Below are 15534 nucleotides of genomic sequence, written 5' to 3'. Positions count from 1 at the left end.
GGCCGCGCGCCGGGGGCCGTCGCTGTGAGCACCGCGCTGGCGGGCAGCCGGTGGATCAAGGCCGACCTGCGGGCCAGGAAGGGCCAGGCGCTGCTGACCGTGCTGGCCGTGGCCGGCATCGTGGCCGCGCTGATCACCGCGGCGACCCTGCTCGAAGACGGCACGAACCCGTGGCGCAGCCTGTCGGCCCAGACCGACGGCGCCCACGTCTGGCTCTACACCAAGGACAGCCCCCAGGTGGCCCTGGGCGGCATCGACGGCGTGACGCAGACCGCGGGCCCGTACCGCTCGGCGCCCGTCACCGTGGCGCAGGACGGCAAGAAGGAGCCCGCGGCGCTGCGCGCGATGCCGGCCACGCCGCCCGCCGTGGCGCACCCGCTGGTGGCCGAGGGTCGCTGGCTGGACCCGTCCAGGCCCGACGGGGTGGTCGTCGAGCGCTCGTTCGCCGACTCCCTGGGCATCGGGATCGGCGCGCCCTTCACGATCATCGCGCTCAGCGGCGAGCGCCACACCCTCTACGTGCGCGGCATCGCCCACACCGCCGAGCAGGGCTTCTACCCCGAGTGGACGCCGGGGCTGGCCTACGTGCTGCCCGTCATGCTCGACCGCATCGAGCCCATGCTGGGCCGCAGCGAGTGGGTGACCGGGCTGCGCCTGGCCGACCCCGAGGCCTCCCAGGTGGTCTCGCAGCGCGTGGTGGTCATGCTGGAGGACCGGCTCCAGCGCGTCTACACCTGGCGCGAGGTCAGGAGCGCCATGGAGCTGGACAACCGGCTGCTGGGCACGCTGCTCGGGCTGTTCGGCGTGGTCGGGCTGGTGGCCGCCGCCCTCGCGCTGGCCAACGCCGCGGGCGGCCGGGTGCTCGGCCAGCTCCGCGACCTGGCCACGCTCAAGTCGATGGGCTTCACCAGGGGCCAGATCGCGCTGCTGCTCCTGGTCGAGCACGGCGCGCTGGGGCTGCTGGGCGTGGCGATCGGCGCGCTGGCGGGCTGGGGCGTGATGGCGGCCGTGCTCGGCGCCAGCTCCGTGGCGCCCATCCCCGTGCTGGCCATCATCGTGGGCACGGCCCTGGTGGTGCTGGCCGCCGTCGGGGTGCCCGCCTTGCGCGGCGGACGCACGCCGCCGATCCCCGACGTGCCCACCGGGCCGCCGCGGGGCCACCTGTCCAGGCTGGCCAGGCTGGCCCTGCTCGTACGCCTGCCGCCCGCCCTCGTCCTGGGCACCAGAGACGCCTTCACCCGGCGGGTGCCGGCGTTCCTGACCGCGTTCGGCCTGGCCGTGCCGATGATGATGATCACCATCGGGCTCGGCGTGTGGGCCACCCTGGACAACTTCCTGGCCCATCCCGAGCAGGTGGGCCAGCACGCCGCCCTCTACGTCAAGCCGGACAAGCTGGAGCCCGTCGTGGCCGAGCGCCTGGCGGGCCAGGACCGCGACGTGGCCGAGGTCTACCCCGGCACCGACGTGAACGCGCTGGCCCCCGGCGAGGCCCGCTCGGTCAGGGTGCGGGCGATCGGCAGCTCGACGCGGCCGTACCCGTTCCCGGTGGTCGAGGGGCGCATGTACGCCCGCCAGGGCGAGGCCGTCGCCGGGCAGGGGCTGCTCGACCTGCTCGGCGTCAAGATCGGCGACCGCGTGCGGCTGACCGTGGGCGGCACCCCGCTGATCGTCAGGGTCGTCGGCAGGACCGTCGAGCCCGAGCAGGACGGCGAGGTGCTCTCGGTGGGGCTCGACAGCCTGGCGGCCAAGGACTCGGTGCCGCCGGAGTACTACGCGCTGGCGCTGAAGCCGGGCGCCGACCCCGCCGAGGTGCGGGGCCGGCTGCTGGCCGGGTCGGGCGAGGGCCTGGACGTGCAGGCGGCGGTCAACCCGGCCGACCGGTTGTCGATCATCAGGATCGTGATCGTGGCCCTGATCGCCGTGCTGGCCCTGATCGGCCTGGCCAACCTGCTCACCGCCAGCGCGCTGGGGCTGCGTGACCACGCCTTCGACCTGGCTGTGCTCAAGGCCATGGGGCTGACCCCGCGCCAGGTGATGGCCACGCTCGTGACCGGCACGGGGCTGCTCGTCGTGCTGGGCGTCGGCGTGGGCGCCGCGGCGGGGGTCTCCGTCGTCACCGGGCTGATCGACCTCCAGGGCCACACCAGCGGCGTCGGCGCGGGCATCGGCCGCGCGCCGTCGCCGCTCACCCTGACGGTGGCCGTGCTGGTCGCCGTGGGCGCGGCCCTGGCGGTCGCGCTCATCCCGGCGCGCCGCGCCGCCCGCGCCCAGGTGCCGGTCGCCACTCGCTGAACGCGCCCGGGTGCCGGTCGCCACTTGCCGAACGCGCCCGGGTGCCGGTTGCCTCTCGCCGAACGCGCCGGGGCGCGGGCCGCCTCCTCACGGAGTGCGGCCCGCGCCCGGGCGGCGGTCACTTCTCGGTGAGGTCGTCCTTCTTCAGGGCGAACCAGTAGAAGCCGTGCCCCGGCAGCGTGAGCAGGTAGGGCAGCTCACCGATCGGCGGGAACGGCACGCCGCCGCGCGCCTCGACCGGCGTCATGCCCTCGAAGCGCCGCAGGTCCAGCTCGACGGGCTGCGGGAACTTCGACAGGTTGTTGACGCAGAGCATCACGTCGTCGCCGTCCTCGCGCACGTAGGTGAGCACGCAGGGGTTGGACGACCACATCTCGGTGTAGGCCCCCACGCCGAACACCGGGTGCCTGCGCCGGATCTCCAGCATCTTGCGGGTGAAGTGCAGCAGCGACCCCTCGTGCCGCTGCTGGGCCTCCACGTTGACCGCCTGGTAGCCGTAGATCGGGTCCATGACGGCGGGCAGGTAGAGGCGGCCGGGGTCGGCCGAGGAGAAGCCGGCGTTGCGGTCGGGGCTCCACTGCATCGGCGTGCGGACCGAGTCGCGGTCCTCCAGCCAGATGTTGTCGCCCATGCCGATCTCGTCGCCGTAGTAGATGACCGGCGAGCCGGGCAGCGACAGCAGCAGCGCCGTGAACAGCTCGATCCGGTCGCGGTCGTTGTCGAGCAGCGGGGCCAGGCGCCGGCGGATGCCCAGGTAGGCCCGCATGCGCGGGTCCTTGGCGTATTCCTTGTGCATGTAGTCGCGCTCTTCCTCGGTGACCGTCTCGAGGGTGAGCTCGTCGTGGTTGCGCAGGAAGATGCCCCACTGCGCGTTCTCCGGCAGTTTGGGCGTGCGCGACATGATCTCGGAGATCGGCTCGCGCGTCTCCTTCTTGACCGCCATGTAGATGCGCGGCATGAGCGGGAAGTGGAAGGCCATGTGGCACTCGTCGCCGCCCGTGGTGGGGTCGCCGAAGTATTCGACCACGTCCTCGGGCCAGCCGTTGGCCTCGGCCAGCAGCACCCGGTCGGGGTAGAGGCGGTCGACCTCCGCGCGGATCTTCTTCAGGTAGGCGTGCGTCTCGGGCAGCCCCGCGCACGCCGTGCCCTCCCGCTCGAACAGGTAGGGCACCGCGTCCAGCCGGAAGCCGTCGATCCCGAGGTCCAGCCAGAAGCGCAGCACCTCCAGCATCGCCTCCTGCACCGCCGGGTTGTCATAGTTGAGGTCCGGCTGGTGGTGGAAGAAGCGGTGCCAGTAGTACTGCTTGCGCACCGGGTCGTAGGTCCAGTTGGACTCCTCGGCGCCGATGAAGATGATCGGCGCGTCGGGGTAGCCGCCGGGATGGTCGGACCACACGTAGAAGTCGCCGTACGGCCCCTCGGGGTCGTGCCGGGACGCCTGGAACCAGGGGTGGCGGTCACTGGTGTGGTTCATCACGAGGTCGGTGATGATCCGCAGGCCCTTCTCATGGGCCTTCTCGATCAGCGCCACGAAGTCTCCCAGGTCCCCGAAATCCGGGAGGATCTTCATGTAGTCCGAGATGTCGTATCCGCCGTCACGCAGCGGGGACTCGTACAAGGGCAGCAGCCACAGGCAGTCCACGCCGAGCCACTCGAGATAGCCCAGCTTCTCGATGAGACCGCGCAGGTCGCCGGTGCCGTCGCCGTTGGAGTCCTTGAAACCCCGGACGAGAACCTCGTAGAACACCGCCCGCTTGTACCAGGCAGGATCCTCCGAGACGAACGCCTCGGAGATCGGCTCCGGCAATGGGGATGCGTTGATCATGATGTCGCTCACAGGAAGAGATGTGGGCAGGACGAAGTCACCGGTTGCCCCGGCGTTGTTATCTGGTGACCGCGCCGCGTGGAGTCGTCATCCCTGCGAACTCCACTGCCCTCGAACGGGACCGGATTTGTGATCTGGTGCCCGTTTGTGCGGCGCTTACGGGCCGAACACTACCAGCCCGTTGGCTTTCCGGAACCCGCTTCTGCTGTGCGACGTGTAATACCCGCGAGATCGGGATGTAATCGCCTTGTTACCCAGAGTTCACTAAAAAGGCGTGGCCAGGTCAGAGAGGTCGTTCTCGAAGTCGCTCAGCCAGAGCCCGAACAATACAAGACCGCGCACCCAGAACCGGTCATTCCACCCATTGAACCTGGTCAGCGCGTCGGGACCGCCGGCCACCACCTCGTGCAGCTCGTCCGACAGCAGCCCCGGCACCCGGCTCGCCACCGTCTCCAGCATGCCGTGCGCGTAATTTCGGGCCGGCGCGGCCGTCGAGCGCAGCGGCACCCGCTGCAGCGGCTGCTTGATCACGTTCGTCGAGGGCAGAGCGGCCACGCGCGGATTGGCCGCGTGCAGCACCTCGCGGTAGAAGCGGCCCTTGTCCTTGCGCGCCACCCCGACCGACAGCGCCGCGTCGAAGAAGTCGGGATGGATGAACGGCGCCGCGAACGACGCCTCCGGCCCCACCAGGTTGACCGCCGAGCGCGCGATGCCCCGCACGGTCCTGGTGTGCAGCACCGACAGCGGCAGCTCGGCCCGGTGCCCGTGCAGCATCGAGGTGGCCGCCTCGAACTGCTCGCGCACCGTCTCCTCCATCCACTGCGCCGCCGCCTTCGACAGGAACGGCTGCGAGGGCTGGCCCAGCGACAGCGAGCCCAGCACGGCCGCCGACCGCTCGGCCTGCGTCCTGGCCTCCAGCGCGGCCCCGCTGACCATGAAGTTCTTCAGCAGCGGCCCGCCGGCCAGGCCGTCCACCAGGATCCGGCCCGCGCCGTGCACCTCCTTGGCGAAGGGGGCATACCAGGCGTGGTGCGGCGTCAGGTATTCCAGCCTGCGCGCCACCTCCATCGCGTCGGCCGGATAGTCGGCCGCGTCCTGGGTGATCACCCGGTGCGGGATGCCCAGCTCGCGGGTGATCGAGCGGGCGAAGGCGATGTCGGTGTCGGTGCCGTCGTCGGGGCTGGTCGTCCAGGACTCCACGTCGAAGCCGCGGGCGCGGGCCACGCTCGCCAGCAGCCGCGAGTCGTAGCCGCCGCTGACCGGCACGAGCAGCCTGCGCCCCTCGTAGTCGTCGTAGACCCGGTGCAGCAGCTCGACGATCTCCTGGGGGCTGACCCACTTCTCGTACGGCTCCGTGCGCAGCCAGCGCGGCAGCCGCCGCTCGGTCGCCAGCCTGCCGTGCTCGAACACCAGCGCGCCGGCCCCCGGCAGCCGCCGCACCCCGGTGTACGGGGTCGCCTCGCCCAGCGGGAACGTCACCTGCAGGATCGAGGCCCACGCCGACCAGTCGATCGCCACCGGCACCAGGCTGAGCAGCGGCTGGATCAGCGACGAGAAGTAGACCGCCTCGCCCAGCCGCACGTAGTAGACGTCCACCAGGCCCAGCGCGCCCGTGTGCAGCGTCACCTTCCGCCCGTCGCCGATCAGCCCGGGAGTCTCGTAGGTCTCGGCGACCGCGATCCACTCCTCCTCGGCGGCCCTGGGCCCGCGCTCGCCCCAGGCGAACGCGTACGCGTGGCCCGCCCGGTGGTAGGGCGGCAGCGGCGCGGAGCTGAACAGCGCCGCCTCGGCGGACTGCAGCGCGGGTGTGACCTTGGGCCCAGCCGCCATGAGCTTGCCCAGCGTGGCGTCGTCGATCCGGCCGAGGGCGCCGCAGACGTAGGGTCGCACGTTGAACTGCACCGGATCTCAATCCCTTCGAGACGCTTGTCGCAAAAGAGTATCCTTTGCCGGGCTACGAGAGCGGAGGTCCGGTTCGCGAGCGTAGTGAGCGAACGATTAGACGCAGTGTCTTGTCACCGGGCCGACGGAGGAGGACCGGTGTCTACCGAGCTAGAGAGCACGCGGCGAGCATTGCGCGACGCGGTCGCCCAGGCGGGGCGCGCGGCCGAGCTGGCCAGGCTGCTGGACGACGCCCAGGCCAGGCTGGCCGCGGCCGAGCAGCGCGCCGAGGAGGCCAAGGCGCTGGCCGAGCAGCTCAGCGAGACCGAGCAGCGCCTGGCGGCCGAGCAGGCCGTCACCGAGCGGCTGCGCAAGGAGCTGGCCGAGCAGCGCTTCCAGGCCGAGGTGGCGCAGTGGAAGCTGTCGTCGATCAAGGTCGCGCGCTGGAGCAGGCTCGGCGACGCCATCAAGAGCGGCAAGAGCAACCCGGTGCGCCTGGCCAAGGGCCTCAGGGGCGCCGCCAAGCCGGTCAAGCGGCCCACCGCGCCCAAGCGCCGGCCCGTGGCGACCGGCGGCAAGCCCAAGGACGAGCGCCCCGGGGCCGCGTACCAGGCCGTCCACACCACCAGGACGCTCGAAGGCGCCTCCTTCAAGCTCAAGCCCTTCCGCGTGCCGACCGGCCCGAACACCCGCCCTCACCTGACGGCCGCGGTGATCGCCGACCCGCACGCCGAGGCGCTGCTGCGCTACGAGTGGCGGCAGACCACCGGCTTCACGCCCCGCGACTTCGCCCGGGTGCTGCCCCTTGAGATGCCCCACCTGCTGGTCGTCGAGTCCGTCACGCAGGGGCCGTGGGCCGAGGAGATCACCGGCGAGCCCGGCGAGGGGCTCAGGGCGCTGCTGGCCTGGTGCGCCGAGCGCGGCATCCGCACGGTCTTCTGGCACACGCAGGGCGACGTCTCGCGGTACGCCGCGGCGGCCGACCTGTTCGAGCACCGCTTCACCGCCGACCTGACCGTGGCCTGGCCGCGGCTGCAGTTCGGGGTGCAGCCCCGGGTGCACAACCCGCTGCCGCTGGCCGGGGGCCGCATCGACCGGGTGCTCACGCTCGACCAGCTCCTGCCCGGGCACCTGTCCTACCCCGACGTGCTCACCTCCTACCGCTGGCCCGCCGCCGCCGACTGCCCGCCGGGCACCCCGCAGTGGCGGCTGGCCGAGATCGCGGCCTGCGGCACGCCCATCGGCACCGAGCCCGACTCGCGGCGCGCCCACGTGGCGCTGCGCAGGGCGTACTCGATGGGGACGATGAGCGAGCGCATCGACGAGATGCTCGACGCGATCGGCCTGCCCAGCGCCCGCGCCACCCTCAACACCTCCGTGCTGCTGCCCGTCCTCGACCCCTACCTGCTGGAGCACGCGCTGGCCCAGGTGGCCAAGCAGTCCGGGATCGACCAGCTCATCGTCATCGGCCCGCCGGAGGCCGAGCTGCGGGCCCGCGAGGTGGTGCCGGACGTGGAGATCATCTGCCGCCGGCCGCAGGCGTCGATGACCGAGGGCGCGATGCTCAACTCCGGCATCGACCTGTGCGAGGCCGACCTCGTGGCGGTCATGGACCCCCGCGACGTCTACGGCCCCCACTACCTGTCGGACCTGCGCCGGGCCTTCCTGTTCAGCACCGCCGACATCGTCGGCAAGGCCGCCTTCTACGCCCATCTGCGCAAGCCGCAGGCCACGCTGCTCAAGCAGCCGGAGGCCGAGTACTCCTACCTGCCCGAGATCACCGGCGGCACCCTGCTGGCCCGCCGCAACACCCTGCGCGAGATCGGCTTCGCCGACCTGACCGAAGGGTGGGACGAGGTGCTCATGCGGCAGTGCCGCGCCGACGGCGTCAAGGTGTTCTCCGCCGACCGTTTCGGCTACGTGCGCGTGCGCGACGAGGACCGCTGGCTGCTGGGCGCGGCGCACCTGGTCGAGTACGGCTCGGCGGAGCCGCACGCGCTCATCTAGGCATCTAGGCTCGTCCGCGTGAGGCCCGGTGAGCTGGCCGAGGTGCTCGGGGAGCCGCCCGTGCCCGAGGGGACGTGGGAGCGCGAGGCGGTCTACGTCTCCGCCGCCGCGCTGCGCCGGGGCCTGCCCGCCGATGAGCTCGCCGGGCGGGTGCGGGCGCTGGCCGGGGTGGCCTCCGTGGAGGTGCGGGGCAAGGGGTTCCTGCGCATCGTCGTCGAGACGCCGGGCGAGCTGGTGGAGCCGGCGCCCGTACGCGCGCCGTTCGAGCCGGGCTGGCCCGACCGCCCCCGCACCTGGGACAACCCCGGCTTCGTGGTCCGGTACGCGCATGCCCGCGCCTGCGCCGTGCGGCGGTGGGCGGGGGAGCTGGGGGTGCCGGAGACCGGGTTCAGGCCCGGGCTGCTGGACGACCCGCACCACCGCCGGGTGCTGCGGGTGCTGGCGGAGCTGCCGGGGCGGCTGGTCAGCAGGGAGCCGGGCTGGGAGGGTTACCTGGTCCGGCTGGCGCTGGCCTACCACGACGCCCACGAGCGGGCGCCGGCCGTCCCGGTGGGGGACGAGGAGCCGGGGCCGGTGCACACGGCGCGGGTACGGCTGGCGGACGCGGTGCGGGGCGTGCTCCCCGGCCCTGACAGATTGTGACGTGTCACAAAATATCCGGCTAAACGGCGAAAAACCGTAAAAATATCTCTTCTGGAGCTTGATCGCGTCTCGATACGTGGTCATGAGGTCATGGCGTACTTGCGCTTCCGATAGCCTCGATCGGGTGAGTCGATTCGCCCATCCCGCCGGGGACCGGCACGCTGAGATGCTGCCCCAGGAGCGCCCGCCGCTGGCGCCCGCCGACCTCAACCGGATCAACCCAGCGATCTGGCCCCGAACGTCGACCCGGACCGATGGTGCGCTCACGGTCGGCGGCGTGGACGTGCGTGACCTGGCCCGTGACCACGGCACGCCGCTCTACGTCATCGACGAGGACGACGTGCGCTCGCGCATGCGCGACTACGCCACCGCGTTCGCCGGCTCCGACGTCCACTACGCCGGCAAGGCGTTCCTGTGCAAGGAGATCGTGCGCTGGCTCCACGCGGAGGGCCTCGGGCTCGACGTGGCCAGCAGCGGCGAGCTGGCGGTCGCGCTGAGCGTCGGCTTCCCCGCCGAGCGCATCACCATGCACGGCAACAACAAGTCCGTGGCCGAGCTGACCAGGGCCCTGGAGGCCGGGGTCGGGCACATCGTGGTCGACTCCTTCGACGAGATCGCCAGGCTCGGCTACCTCGCCGAGCAGCACGGCAAGCGGCCCAAGGTGATGATCAGGGTCACCACCGGGGTCGAGGCCCACACCCACGAGTTCATCGCCACGGCCCACGACGACCAGAAGTTCGGGCTGTCGCTCAACACCGGCGCGGCGGCCGAGGCCGTACGCCGCATCCTGGCCCTGCCGCAGCTCGACCTCGTCGGGCTGCACTCCCACATCGGCTCCCAGATCGTCGACACGGCCGGGTTCGAGGTGGCCGCGCGGCGGCTGACCTCGCTGCTCGTGCAGATCAAGGACGAGCACGGCGTGGTCCTGCCCGAGCTCGACCTCGGCGGCGGCTACGGCATCGCCTACGTCGAGGGCGACGAGGCCCCCGACATCAAGGAGCTGGCCGACGGCCTGCGCGAGATCGTCGCCAAGGTCTGCGAGGACGCCGGCCTGCCCGTGCCCCGCCTCACCGTCGAGCCCGGCCGCACCATCATCGGCCCCGGCGGCATCACGCTCTACGAGGTCGGCACCATCAAGGACGTCGAGGGGCTGCGCACCTACGTCAGCATCGACGGCGGCATGAGCGACAACGTGCGCACGGCGCTCTACGGCGCCGAATACACCGCCGTGCTGGCCAGCCGCGCCAGCGAGGCCGGGCCCATGCTCAGCCGCCTGGTCGGCAAGCACTGCGAGAGCGGCGACATCATCGTGCGCGACTTCCACCTGCCCGCCGACCTCGCCCCCGGCGACCTGGTCGCCGTGGCCGCGACCGGCGCCTACTGCCGCTCGCTGGCCAACAACTACAACTACCTGCCCAAGCCCGCCGTGGTCGCCGTCTCCGGCGGCGTCTCCCGGGTGATCGTGCAAGGTGAGACCGAGGACGACCTGTTGAGGGGACAGCTGTGAAACCGCTGAAAGTGGCTCTGCTCGGCTGCGGCGTCGTCGGCTCGCAGGTCATCAGGCTCATGCACGAGCAGGCCGACGACCTGGCCGCCCGCGTCGGCGCCCCGCTGGAGCTGGCCGGGGTCGCCGTGCGCAAGCTGGGCCGCAAACGCGACATCGAGCTCGATCCCGCCCTGCTGACCACCGACGCCGAGTCGCTGGTCACCCGCGACGACGTCGACATCGTGATCGAGGTGATCGGCGGCATCGAGCCCGCCCGGTCGCTGATCGTCGCGGCCCTGTCCAGGGGCAAGTCGGTGGTCACCGCCAACAAGGCGCTGCTGGCCGAGGACGGCTCCACCCTCCACGAGGCCGCCCGCGCCGGCAACGGCGACCTCTACTTCGAGGCCAGCGTGGCCGGCGCCATCCCGCTGCTGCGGCCCCTGCGCGAGTCGCTGGCCGGCGACCGCGTCAAGCGCGTGCTGGGCATCGTCAACGGCACCACCAACTACATCCTCGACAAGATGGACTCCACGGGCGCCTCCTTCACCGACGCCCTCGAAGAGGCCCAGACGCTCGGCTACGCCGAGGCCGACCCGACCGCCGACGTCGAGGGTTTCGACGCCGCCGCCAAGGCCGCCATCCTGGCCGGGCTCGCCTTCCACAGCCGGGTGCGCGCCGACGAGGTGCACCGCGAGGGCATCACCGAGATCACCGCCACCGACGTGGCCTCCGCCAAGGCCATGGGCTACGTCATCAAGCTGCTGGCCATCTGCGCCCGCTCCGACGACGGCCGCTCGTTCGGCGTGCGGGTGCACCCGGCGATGATCCCGCGCTCGCATCCGCTGGCCGGGGTGCGCGAGGCGTACAACGCGGTCTTCGTGGAGGCCGAGTCGGCGGGGCAGCTCATGTTCTACGGCAAGGGCGCGGGCGGCGCCCCGACGGCCTCGGCCGTCCTCGGCGACCTGGTGGCCGTGGGCCGCAACCGCCTGGCGGGCACGCGCGGCCCCGAGGAGTCCACCTACGCCGACCTGACCGTGCACCCGATGGGGGAGACGGTCACGCGCTGCCACGTCGCCCTCGACGTGGCCGACAAGCCGGGCGTGCTGGCGCGGGTGGCCGAGTTGTTCGCCACCCACGACGTGTCGATCCAGACCGTCCGCCAGGAGGGCCACGGCGACGACGCCCAGCTCGTCATCGTCACCCACCGCGCCACCGACGCGGCCCTGACGGCCACGATGCGCGGCCTGCGCGAACTCGACGTCGTCCGCGCGGTGGCCAGCGTGATGCGCGTGGAGGGCGACGAGTAGCCCCGGACCGCCGCCGCAAGGGACGCCTGACATGGCCGGGCATGATCGGGAGCGCGGAGAGACGAGGCCGGCCGACCTGCTCTCCGCCCTCGTCGTCAGCGAGGAAGGCGCCCGGGCGGTCGAGCACGCGGTGCCCGCCGTGTTCCCGTGGACCCGGCACCTGTCTGAGGGGGAACGGCGGGAGTTCGTCCAGGACCTCGTCCACGCCACCAGGGATGTCGTCGACCTCGACGTCCACGCCACCAGGGATGTCGCCGACCTCGACGTCCACGCCACCCTGCACAGGGTCATCGTCGAGTGGCGGGCCACCGCCCGCATCCTGGCCGACCCCGCGCTGACCGCCACTCTCACCCGCGCCTTGCCGGACGAGGACCACGGCGAGGTGCCCGCACCGTGAGCCCCGAGCGCGGCGACGACGTGGCGTCTCCGCCGATCGAGGATGAGTGGCGCATGCGGTTCGCGACGAACGAAGCCGCCAAAGGATGGCCGGCGGACACGGCGGGCTAGCCGTCGCGGGAGGTCAGGGCGCGGACACGGCGGGCTAGCCGTCGCGGGAGGTCAGGGCGCGGAGGCGGCGGACGGCGCGGGTGAGGGCGGTGCGGTGGCGCTCCCTGATCAGGCGGACGGCCGGGCGGCGGGTGAAGCCCCAGCTCTCCCCGTCCACGCAGGGCCAGCCCGAACAGGGCGTCGATCAGGTCGTCCGGGGTGGTCGCCCGGCCCGGCGACGAGGGCGGCGCGAGACAGGGCCGCCGTACGGTCCAGGCGGGCGATCGTCACCCCGCCCTCGGCCGTCTCCTCCAGGGCGAGCGCCGCGAGCACGGCCAGGAAGGCCACGGCCGTCGCCGCGGCGCCGAAGGTGATCAGGTCGGCGAGCAGGAGGAGCGCGAGCGCGCCGAGGGCCAGTGCTGCGAGTGGTGCGGCGGTCGCCGCCAGTCGGCGGGGCGAGAGCATCCGCGCTTACCTTTCGTAGGTCACTTCAAGGGACTTCGGAGGCTTCGGGGACGTCAGGGGCTTGCCGGACATTAGGGGATTATCGCCACCTTAATAACTCTGGGCACGGATGTGCGCACAAGTTGCTGAAGGTTCCCAGGGAATCCGGCGCCACTTCCCCGGCGCCGCCGGAGATGCCGCCGAATCTGGCGCCCACGTCTACCAGTCAGTAAAACGGGCGTAATGTAGGCGCCGATTAAGGTCCCGAAGCGGTCGAGGAGCACCCCACTCATGTCCGTAACCCCTTGCGGCTTCACGCGTACGCCGGAGAAGGGGCTGGCCCGCCTGCACTGGGCCGACAACGCCTGGGCGGTGGAGGGCCGGCCGCTCGACGTGGCCGAGCTGCGCCCCCTGCGCGGCCTGGAGATCGAGTGGCCGGACGCGCCGGCCCCGCTCGACGGGCTGCTGGCCGCGGCCGCCTCCGGGATCCCGCTGACGGCCGGCCACGCGCCGCCGTGGGTGCCCGCCGGTCTCGCGGCGGTGCTCACCGACCGCGCCTGGCTCGGTCACGCCGCCGACGGCACCGCGCGCTCGCTGGCCGACCTGCGCCGCGAGGAGCACAGCGTGCGCCTGCGCCGCCTGGCGCACCCCGCGGCCACGACGCCGCAGGTCAGCATCGTCATGGCGACCAAACGGCCCGGCCTGGCCGGTGCGGCGCTGGCCCAGATGGAGCGCCAGCGCGACGTCTCGTCCGAGGTGCTGCTGGGGCTGCACGGGGTGGCCTTCGAGGAGGTACGCGAGGCGGTCGAGTCCTGTTCGCTGCCCGTGAAGTGGATCGAGGAGCCCGGGTCCACGCCGTTCGGCGAGGTGCTCAACCGGGCCGCGCGGCGGGCGAGCGGCGACTACGTGGCCAAGTGGGACGACGACGACTGGTACGGCCCCCGCCACCTGGCCGACCTGTTCATGGCCCTGTCGTACGCGGGGGCCGACGTGGTGGGCACCACGGCCGAGTTCTTCTATCTGGAGCCGCTGAAGGCGACGATCAGGCGCACGACGTTCGCGAGCGGGGCGAGCTATCCCAGCGAGGTCTATGCCGATCACGTGGCGGGCGGCACGATCATGGTGTCTCGGGCGAAATTTCAAGAAATAGGCGGATTTCCTGGATTGCCACGGGCCGTCGATCTTGAATTTCTGAAAGCGGCGCAACAGGCGGAGGCCCGCATCTACCGTACCCACGGGCTCGGCTACATCCTGCGCCGCGGTCTCAGCGCCGACCACACCTGGCAGCTCCCGCTCGCCCACTTCGTCAAGGTCGCCGCCAACCAGTGGCGCGGCTTCCGCCCGAGCCTGCTGATGGAAGCCGCATGACCGCCGACCGCATGACCGCCGACCGCATGACCGCCGACCGCATGACCGCCGACCGCCCGGCCGCCTCCCCCCGGGTGCGCGGCAACGACTACCGCGTGCTCGCGCCCGCCGGGAACGTCACGCCCCGGCTGACGGTCAGCGTCGTCATCCCGGCCTACGGCGGCCAGGACAAGCTCGACCTGGTGCTCGCCGCGCTGGCCAGGCAGACGTACCCGGCCGGGCTGACCGAGGTCATCGTCGTCGACAACGGCAGCTCGCCGCCGCTGCGCCTGCCCGCCGACCGGCCGGAGCGCACCCGCCTGATCGTCTGCGACCGGCCGGGACGCGCCTGCGCCCGCAACGCCGGGCTCGCCGCGGCGACTGGCGACGTCATCCACTGGCTCGACTCCGACGTCGTGCTCACCCCCGGCGCGATCGAGGCGCACATGCGCTGGCACCACGCCGCCCCCTACCTCGTCGTGACCGGCTACCTCAGGTTCACCGGCGCCGAGGTGCCGCGCGAGCTGCCCGAAGACCTGGAGAAGCACTTCGAGCCCGCCGAGCCGCACGCCTGGATCGTGGACCTGGTCGAGCGCACCGGCGGCCTCACCGACAACCCCCAGCGCCCCTTCAGCCTGCACGTCGGAGGCGCGACCTCGGTCAACGCCCGGCTGATCGAGGCGGCCGGGCCGATGGACGAGGAGCTGATCCTCGGCCAGGACACCGAGCTGGGCTACCGGCTCTGGCAGGCGGGCGCGGTGTTCGTACCGGAGCCGGCGGCCCGCGCCTACCACCTCGGGCCGACCATGCGCATGCGCGACAAGCAGCCCATCGACCGGGTGAGCCACGCGTTCGTGGCCGACCGCATCCCGGCCTACCGCTGGTTGCGGGGCCATCCGGGGCGGCAGTGGAAGGTGCCGTACGTCACGGCGGTCGTCGACGGCACGGCCGGCTACGACGACGTGCGCGCCGCCGTGGACGCCCTGCTGGCCTGCACGGTGCCCGACCTGTCCGTGCTGGTCGTCGGCCCGTGGGACACCCTCGACCGCGACCGCCGCGCCCCGCTGCACGACCCGGACCTGGAGCCGGCGCTCGTCCACGGGCACTACCGGCACGAGGGCCGGGTGCGCCTGGCCACGACGGACGACGTCGACCCCGCCGTGCCGTTCACGCTGCGCCTGCCGCCCGGGTGGGTCCCCGGCGAGGACAGCCTCGCGCGCCTGCTCGACCTGGCCCGCGACGAGGGCCTGGGCCTGGTGAACGTGCTGCTCGACGAGTCGTCCGAGGGCGTGGTGGCGGCCCGGCTGGAGCGCGCCTCCGCCTTCGCCAGGGCCCGCGTCGTGGCGGAGCCGGGGGAGGACCTCGACGACGTGGTGGACGACGTGTCCGGCGTGTCCTGGGTGGCGGGCGAGACCTACGGCTTCACGACCGGGGGCGAGCCGCCGCAGGGGCGGCGCGGGGCGTACCGGGCCAGGGAAGAGGCCCGGGCCGAGGCGGCCAGGCTGGCCAAGGAGGCCGAGCGGCTGCGCGCGCAGGTGGCCAAGTGGAAGGAGGAGGCGGGGCGCTGGCGCAAGTCCGCGGTGGAGCTGCGCCGCGAGGTCGGCACGCTGCGCCGCCAGCTCGCCGCCGCCGGCCGAGTCCAGCAGAACCTGCGTACCGTGGTGTCCACCACGATGAAACGCGCCCTGCGCAAGCGCCTGCGCGGCTGACCCGTCCCGCCCCCGCAGCCTGCGCTGAGCGGCCGGCCCGGCCCTGTGTCCTGCGCGAGCGGCCGGCCCTTACGCTTTGCGCGAACGCCCGCGCGGCCGGTCTTGGCC

At 72.5% G+C, this 15534-nt stretch carries 11 protein-coding genes; 8 read left to right on the top strand and 3 right to left on the bottom strand.

The features are described 5' to 3' along the window. The first annotated feature begins 24 nt into the window (after positions 1-24). Complete coding sequence (locus IO39_RS04530) at positions 25-2292, top strand: ABC transporter permease (protein WP_052422436.1); 2268 nt, start codon at positions 25-27, stop codon at positions 2290-2292. A gap of 118 nt (positions 2293-2410) precedes the next feature. Here IO39_RS04530 and treS read toward each other — a convergent pair whose 3' ends face one another. Continuing rightward, the gene (gene treS / locus IO39_RS04525; protein WP_052422466.1) at positions 2411-4117 is read right to left on the bottom strand and encodes a maltose alpha-D-glucosyltransferase; all 1707 of its coding nucleotides are present in this window, start codon (positions 4115-4117) and stop codon (positions 2411-2413) included. A gap of 264 nt (positions 4118-4381) precedes the next feature. Next, positions 4382-6019, bottom strand: coding sequence for an asparagine synthetase B family protein (locus tag IO39_RS04520; protein ID WP_043616347.1), 1638 nt, complete (start codon positions 6017-6019; stop codon positions 4382-4384). 138 nt (positions 6020-6157) lie between these two features. On the opposite strand from IO39_RS04520, the gene IO39_RS04515 reads away from it, so the two are divergent. The 5 genes from IO39_RS04515 to IO39_RS04495 all read left to right on the top strand — a co-directional run bounded on the left by IO39_RS04515 (position 6158) and on the right by IO39_RS04495 (position 11837). Beyond that, on the top strand, positions 6158-8005 hold the full coding sequence (locus tag IO39_RS04515; protein WP_052422435.1) for a glycosyltransferase family A protein: 1848 nt from the start codon (positions 6158-6160) through the stop codon (positions 8003-8005). 18 nt (positions 8006-8023) lie between these two features. Then, the gene (locus IO39_RS04510; protein ID WP_043616339.1) at positions 8024-8647 is read left to right on the top strand and encodes a DALR anticodon-binding domain-containing protein; all 624 of its coding nucleotides are present in this window, start codon (positions 8024-8026) and stop codon (positions 8645-8647) included. A 124-nt stretch (positions 8648-8771) separates the two neighbouring features. Beyond that, entirely contained in the window at positions 8772-10154 is a 1383-nt protein-coding gene (lysA, locus tag IO39_RS04505; RefSeq protein ID WP_043616336.1) for a diaminopimelate decarboxylase, read from the top strand. Further along, a complete protein-coding gene (locus IO39_RS04500) occupies positions 10151-11440 on the top strand; it encodes a homoserine dehydrogenase (protein WP_281199985.1) in 1290 nt (429 codons plus the stop codon). Before lysA ends, IO39_RS04500 begins: the two co-directional genes overlap by 4 nt. Before the next feature lie 31 nt (positions 11441-11471). Beyond that, entirely contained in the window at positions 11472-11837 is a 366-nt protein-coding gene (locus tag IO39_RS04495) for a hypothetical protein (RefSeq protein ID WP_052422434.1), read from the top strand. A gap of 218 nt (positions 11838-12055) precedes the next feature. Here IO39_RS04495 and IO39_RS04490 read toward each other — a convergent pair whose 3' ends face one another. Then, positions 12056-12391 carry a hypothetical protein gene (locus IO39_RS04490; protein WP_043616332.1) on the bottom strand — a complete coding sequence of 112 codons (336 nt, stop codon included), beginning with the start codon at positions 12389-12391 and terminating at the stop codon, positions 12056-12058. A gap of 270 nt (positions 12392-12661) precedes the next feature. On the opposite strand from IO39_RS04490, the gene IO39_RS04485 reads away from it, so the two are divergent. Both IO39_RS04485 and IO39_RS04480 read left to right on the top strand, forming a co-directional pair. Continuing rightward, positions 12662-13738 carry a glycosyltransferase family 2 protein gene (locus IO39_RS04485; protein ID WP_043616329.1) on the top strand — a complete coding sequence of 359 codons (1077 nt, stop codon included), beginning with the start codon at positions 12662-12664 and terminating at the stop codon, positions 13736-13738. Next, the gene (locus tag IO39_RS04480) at positions 13735-15426 is read left to right on the top strand and encodes a glycosyltransferase family 2 protein (RefSeq protein ID WP_245641806.1); all 1692 of its coding nucleotides are present in this window, start codon (positions 13735-13737) and stop codon (positions 15424-15426) included. Before IO39_RS04485 ends, IO39_RS04480 begins: the two co-directional genes overlap by 4 nt. Positions 15427-15534: the final 108 nt, after the last annotated feature.

This window comes from Nonomuraea candida (assembly GCF_000725485.1).
GTDB classification, from domain to species: Bacteria; Actinomycetota; Actinomycetes; order Streptosporangiales; family Streptosporangiaceae; genus Nonomuraea; species Nonomuraea candida.
Note: the sequence above shows the minus strand (reverse complement) of the source record. Positions and strands in the feature narration are given on the sequence as shown.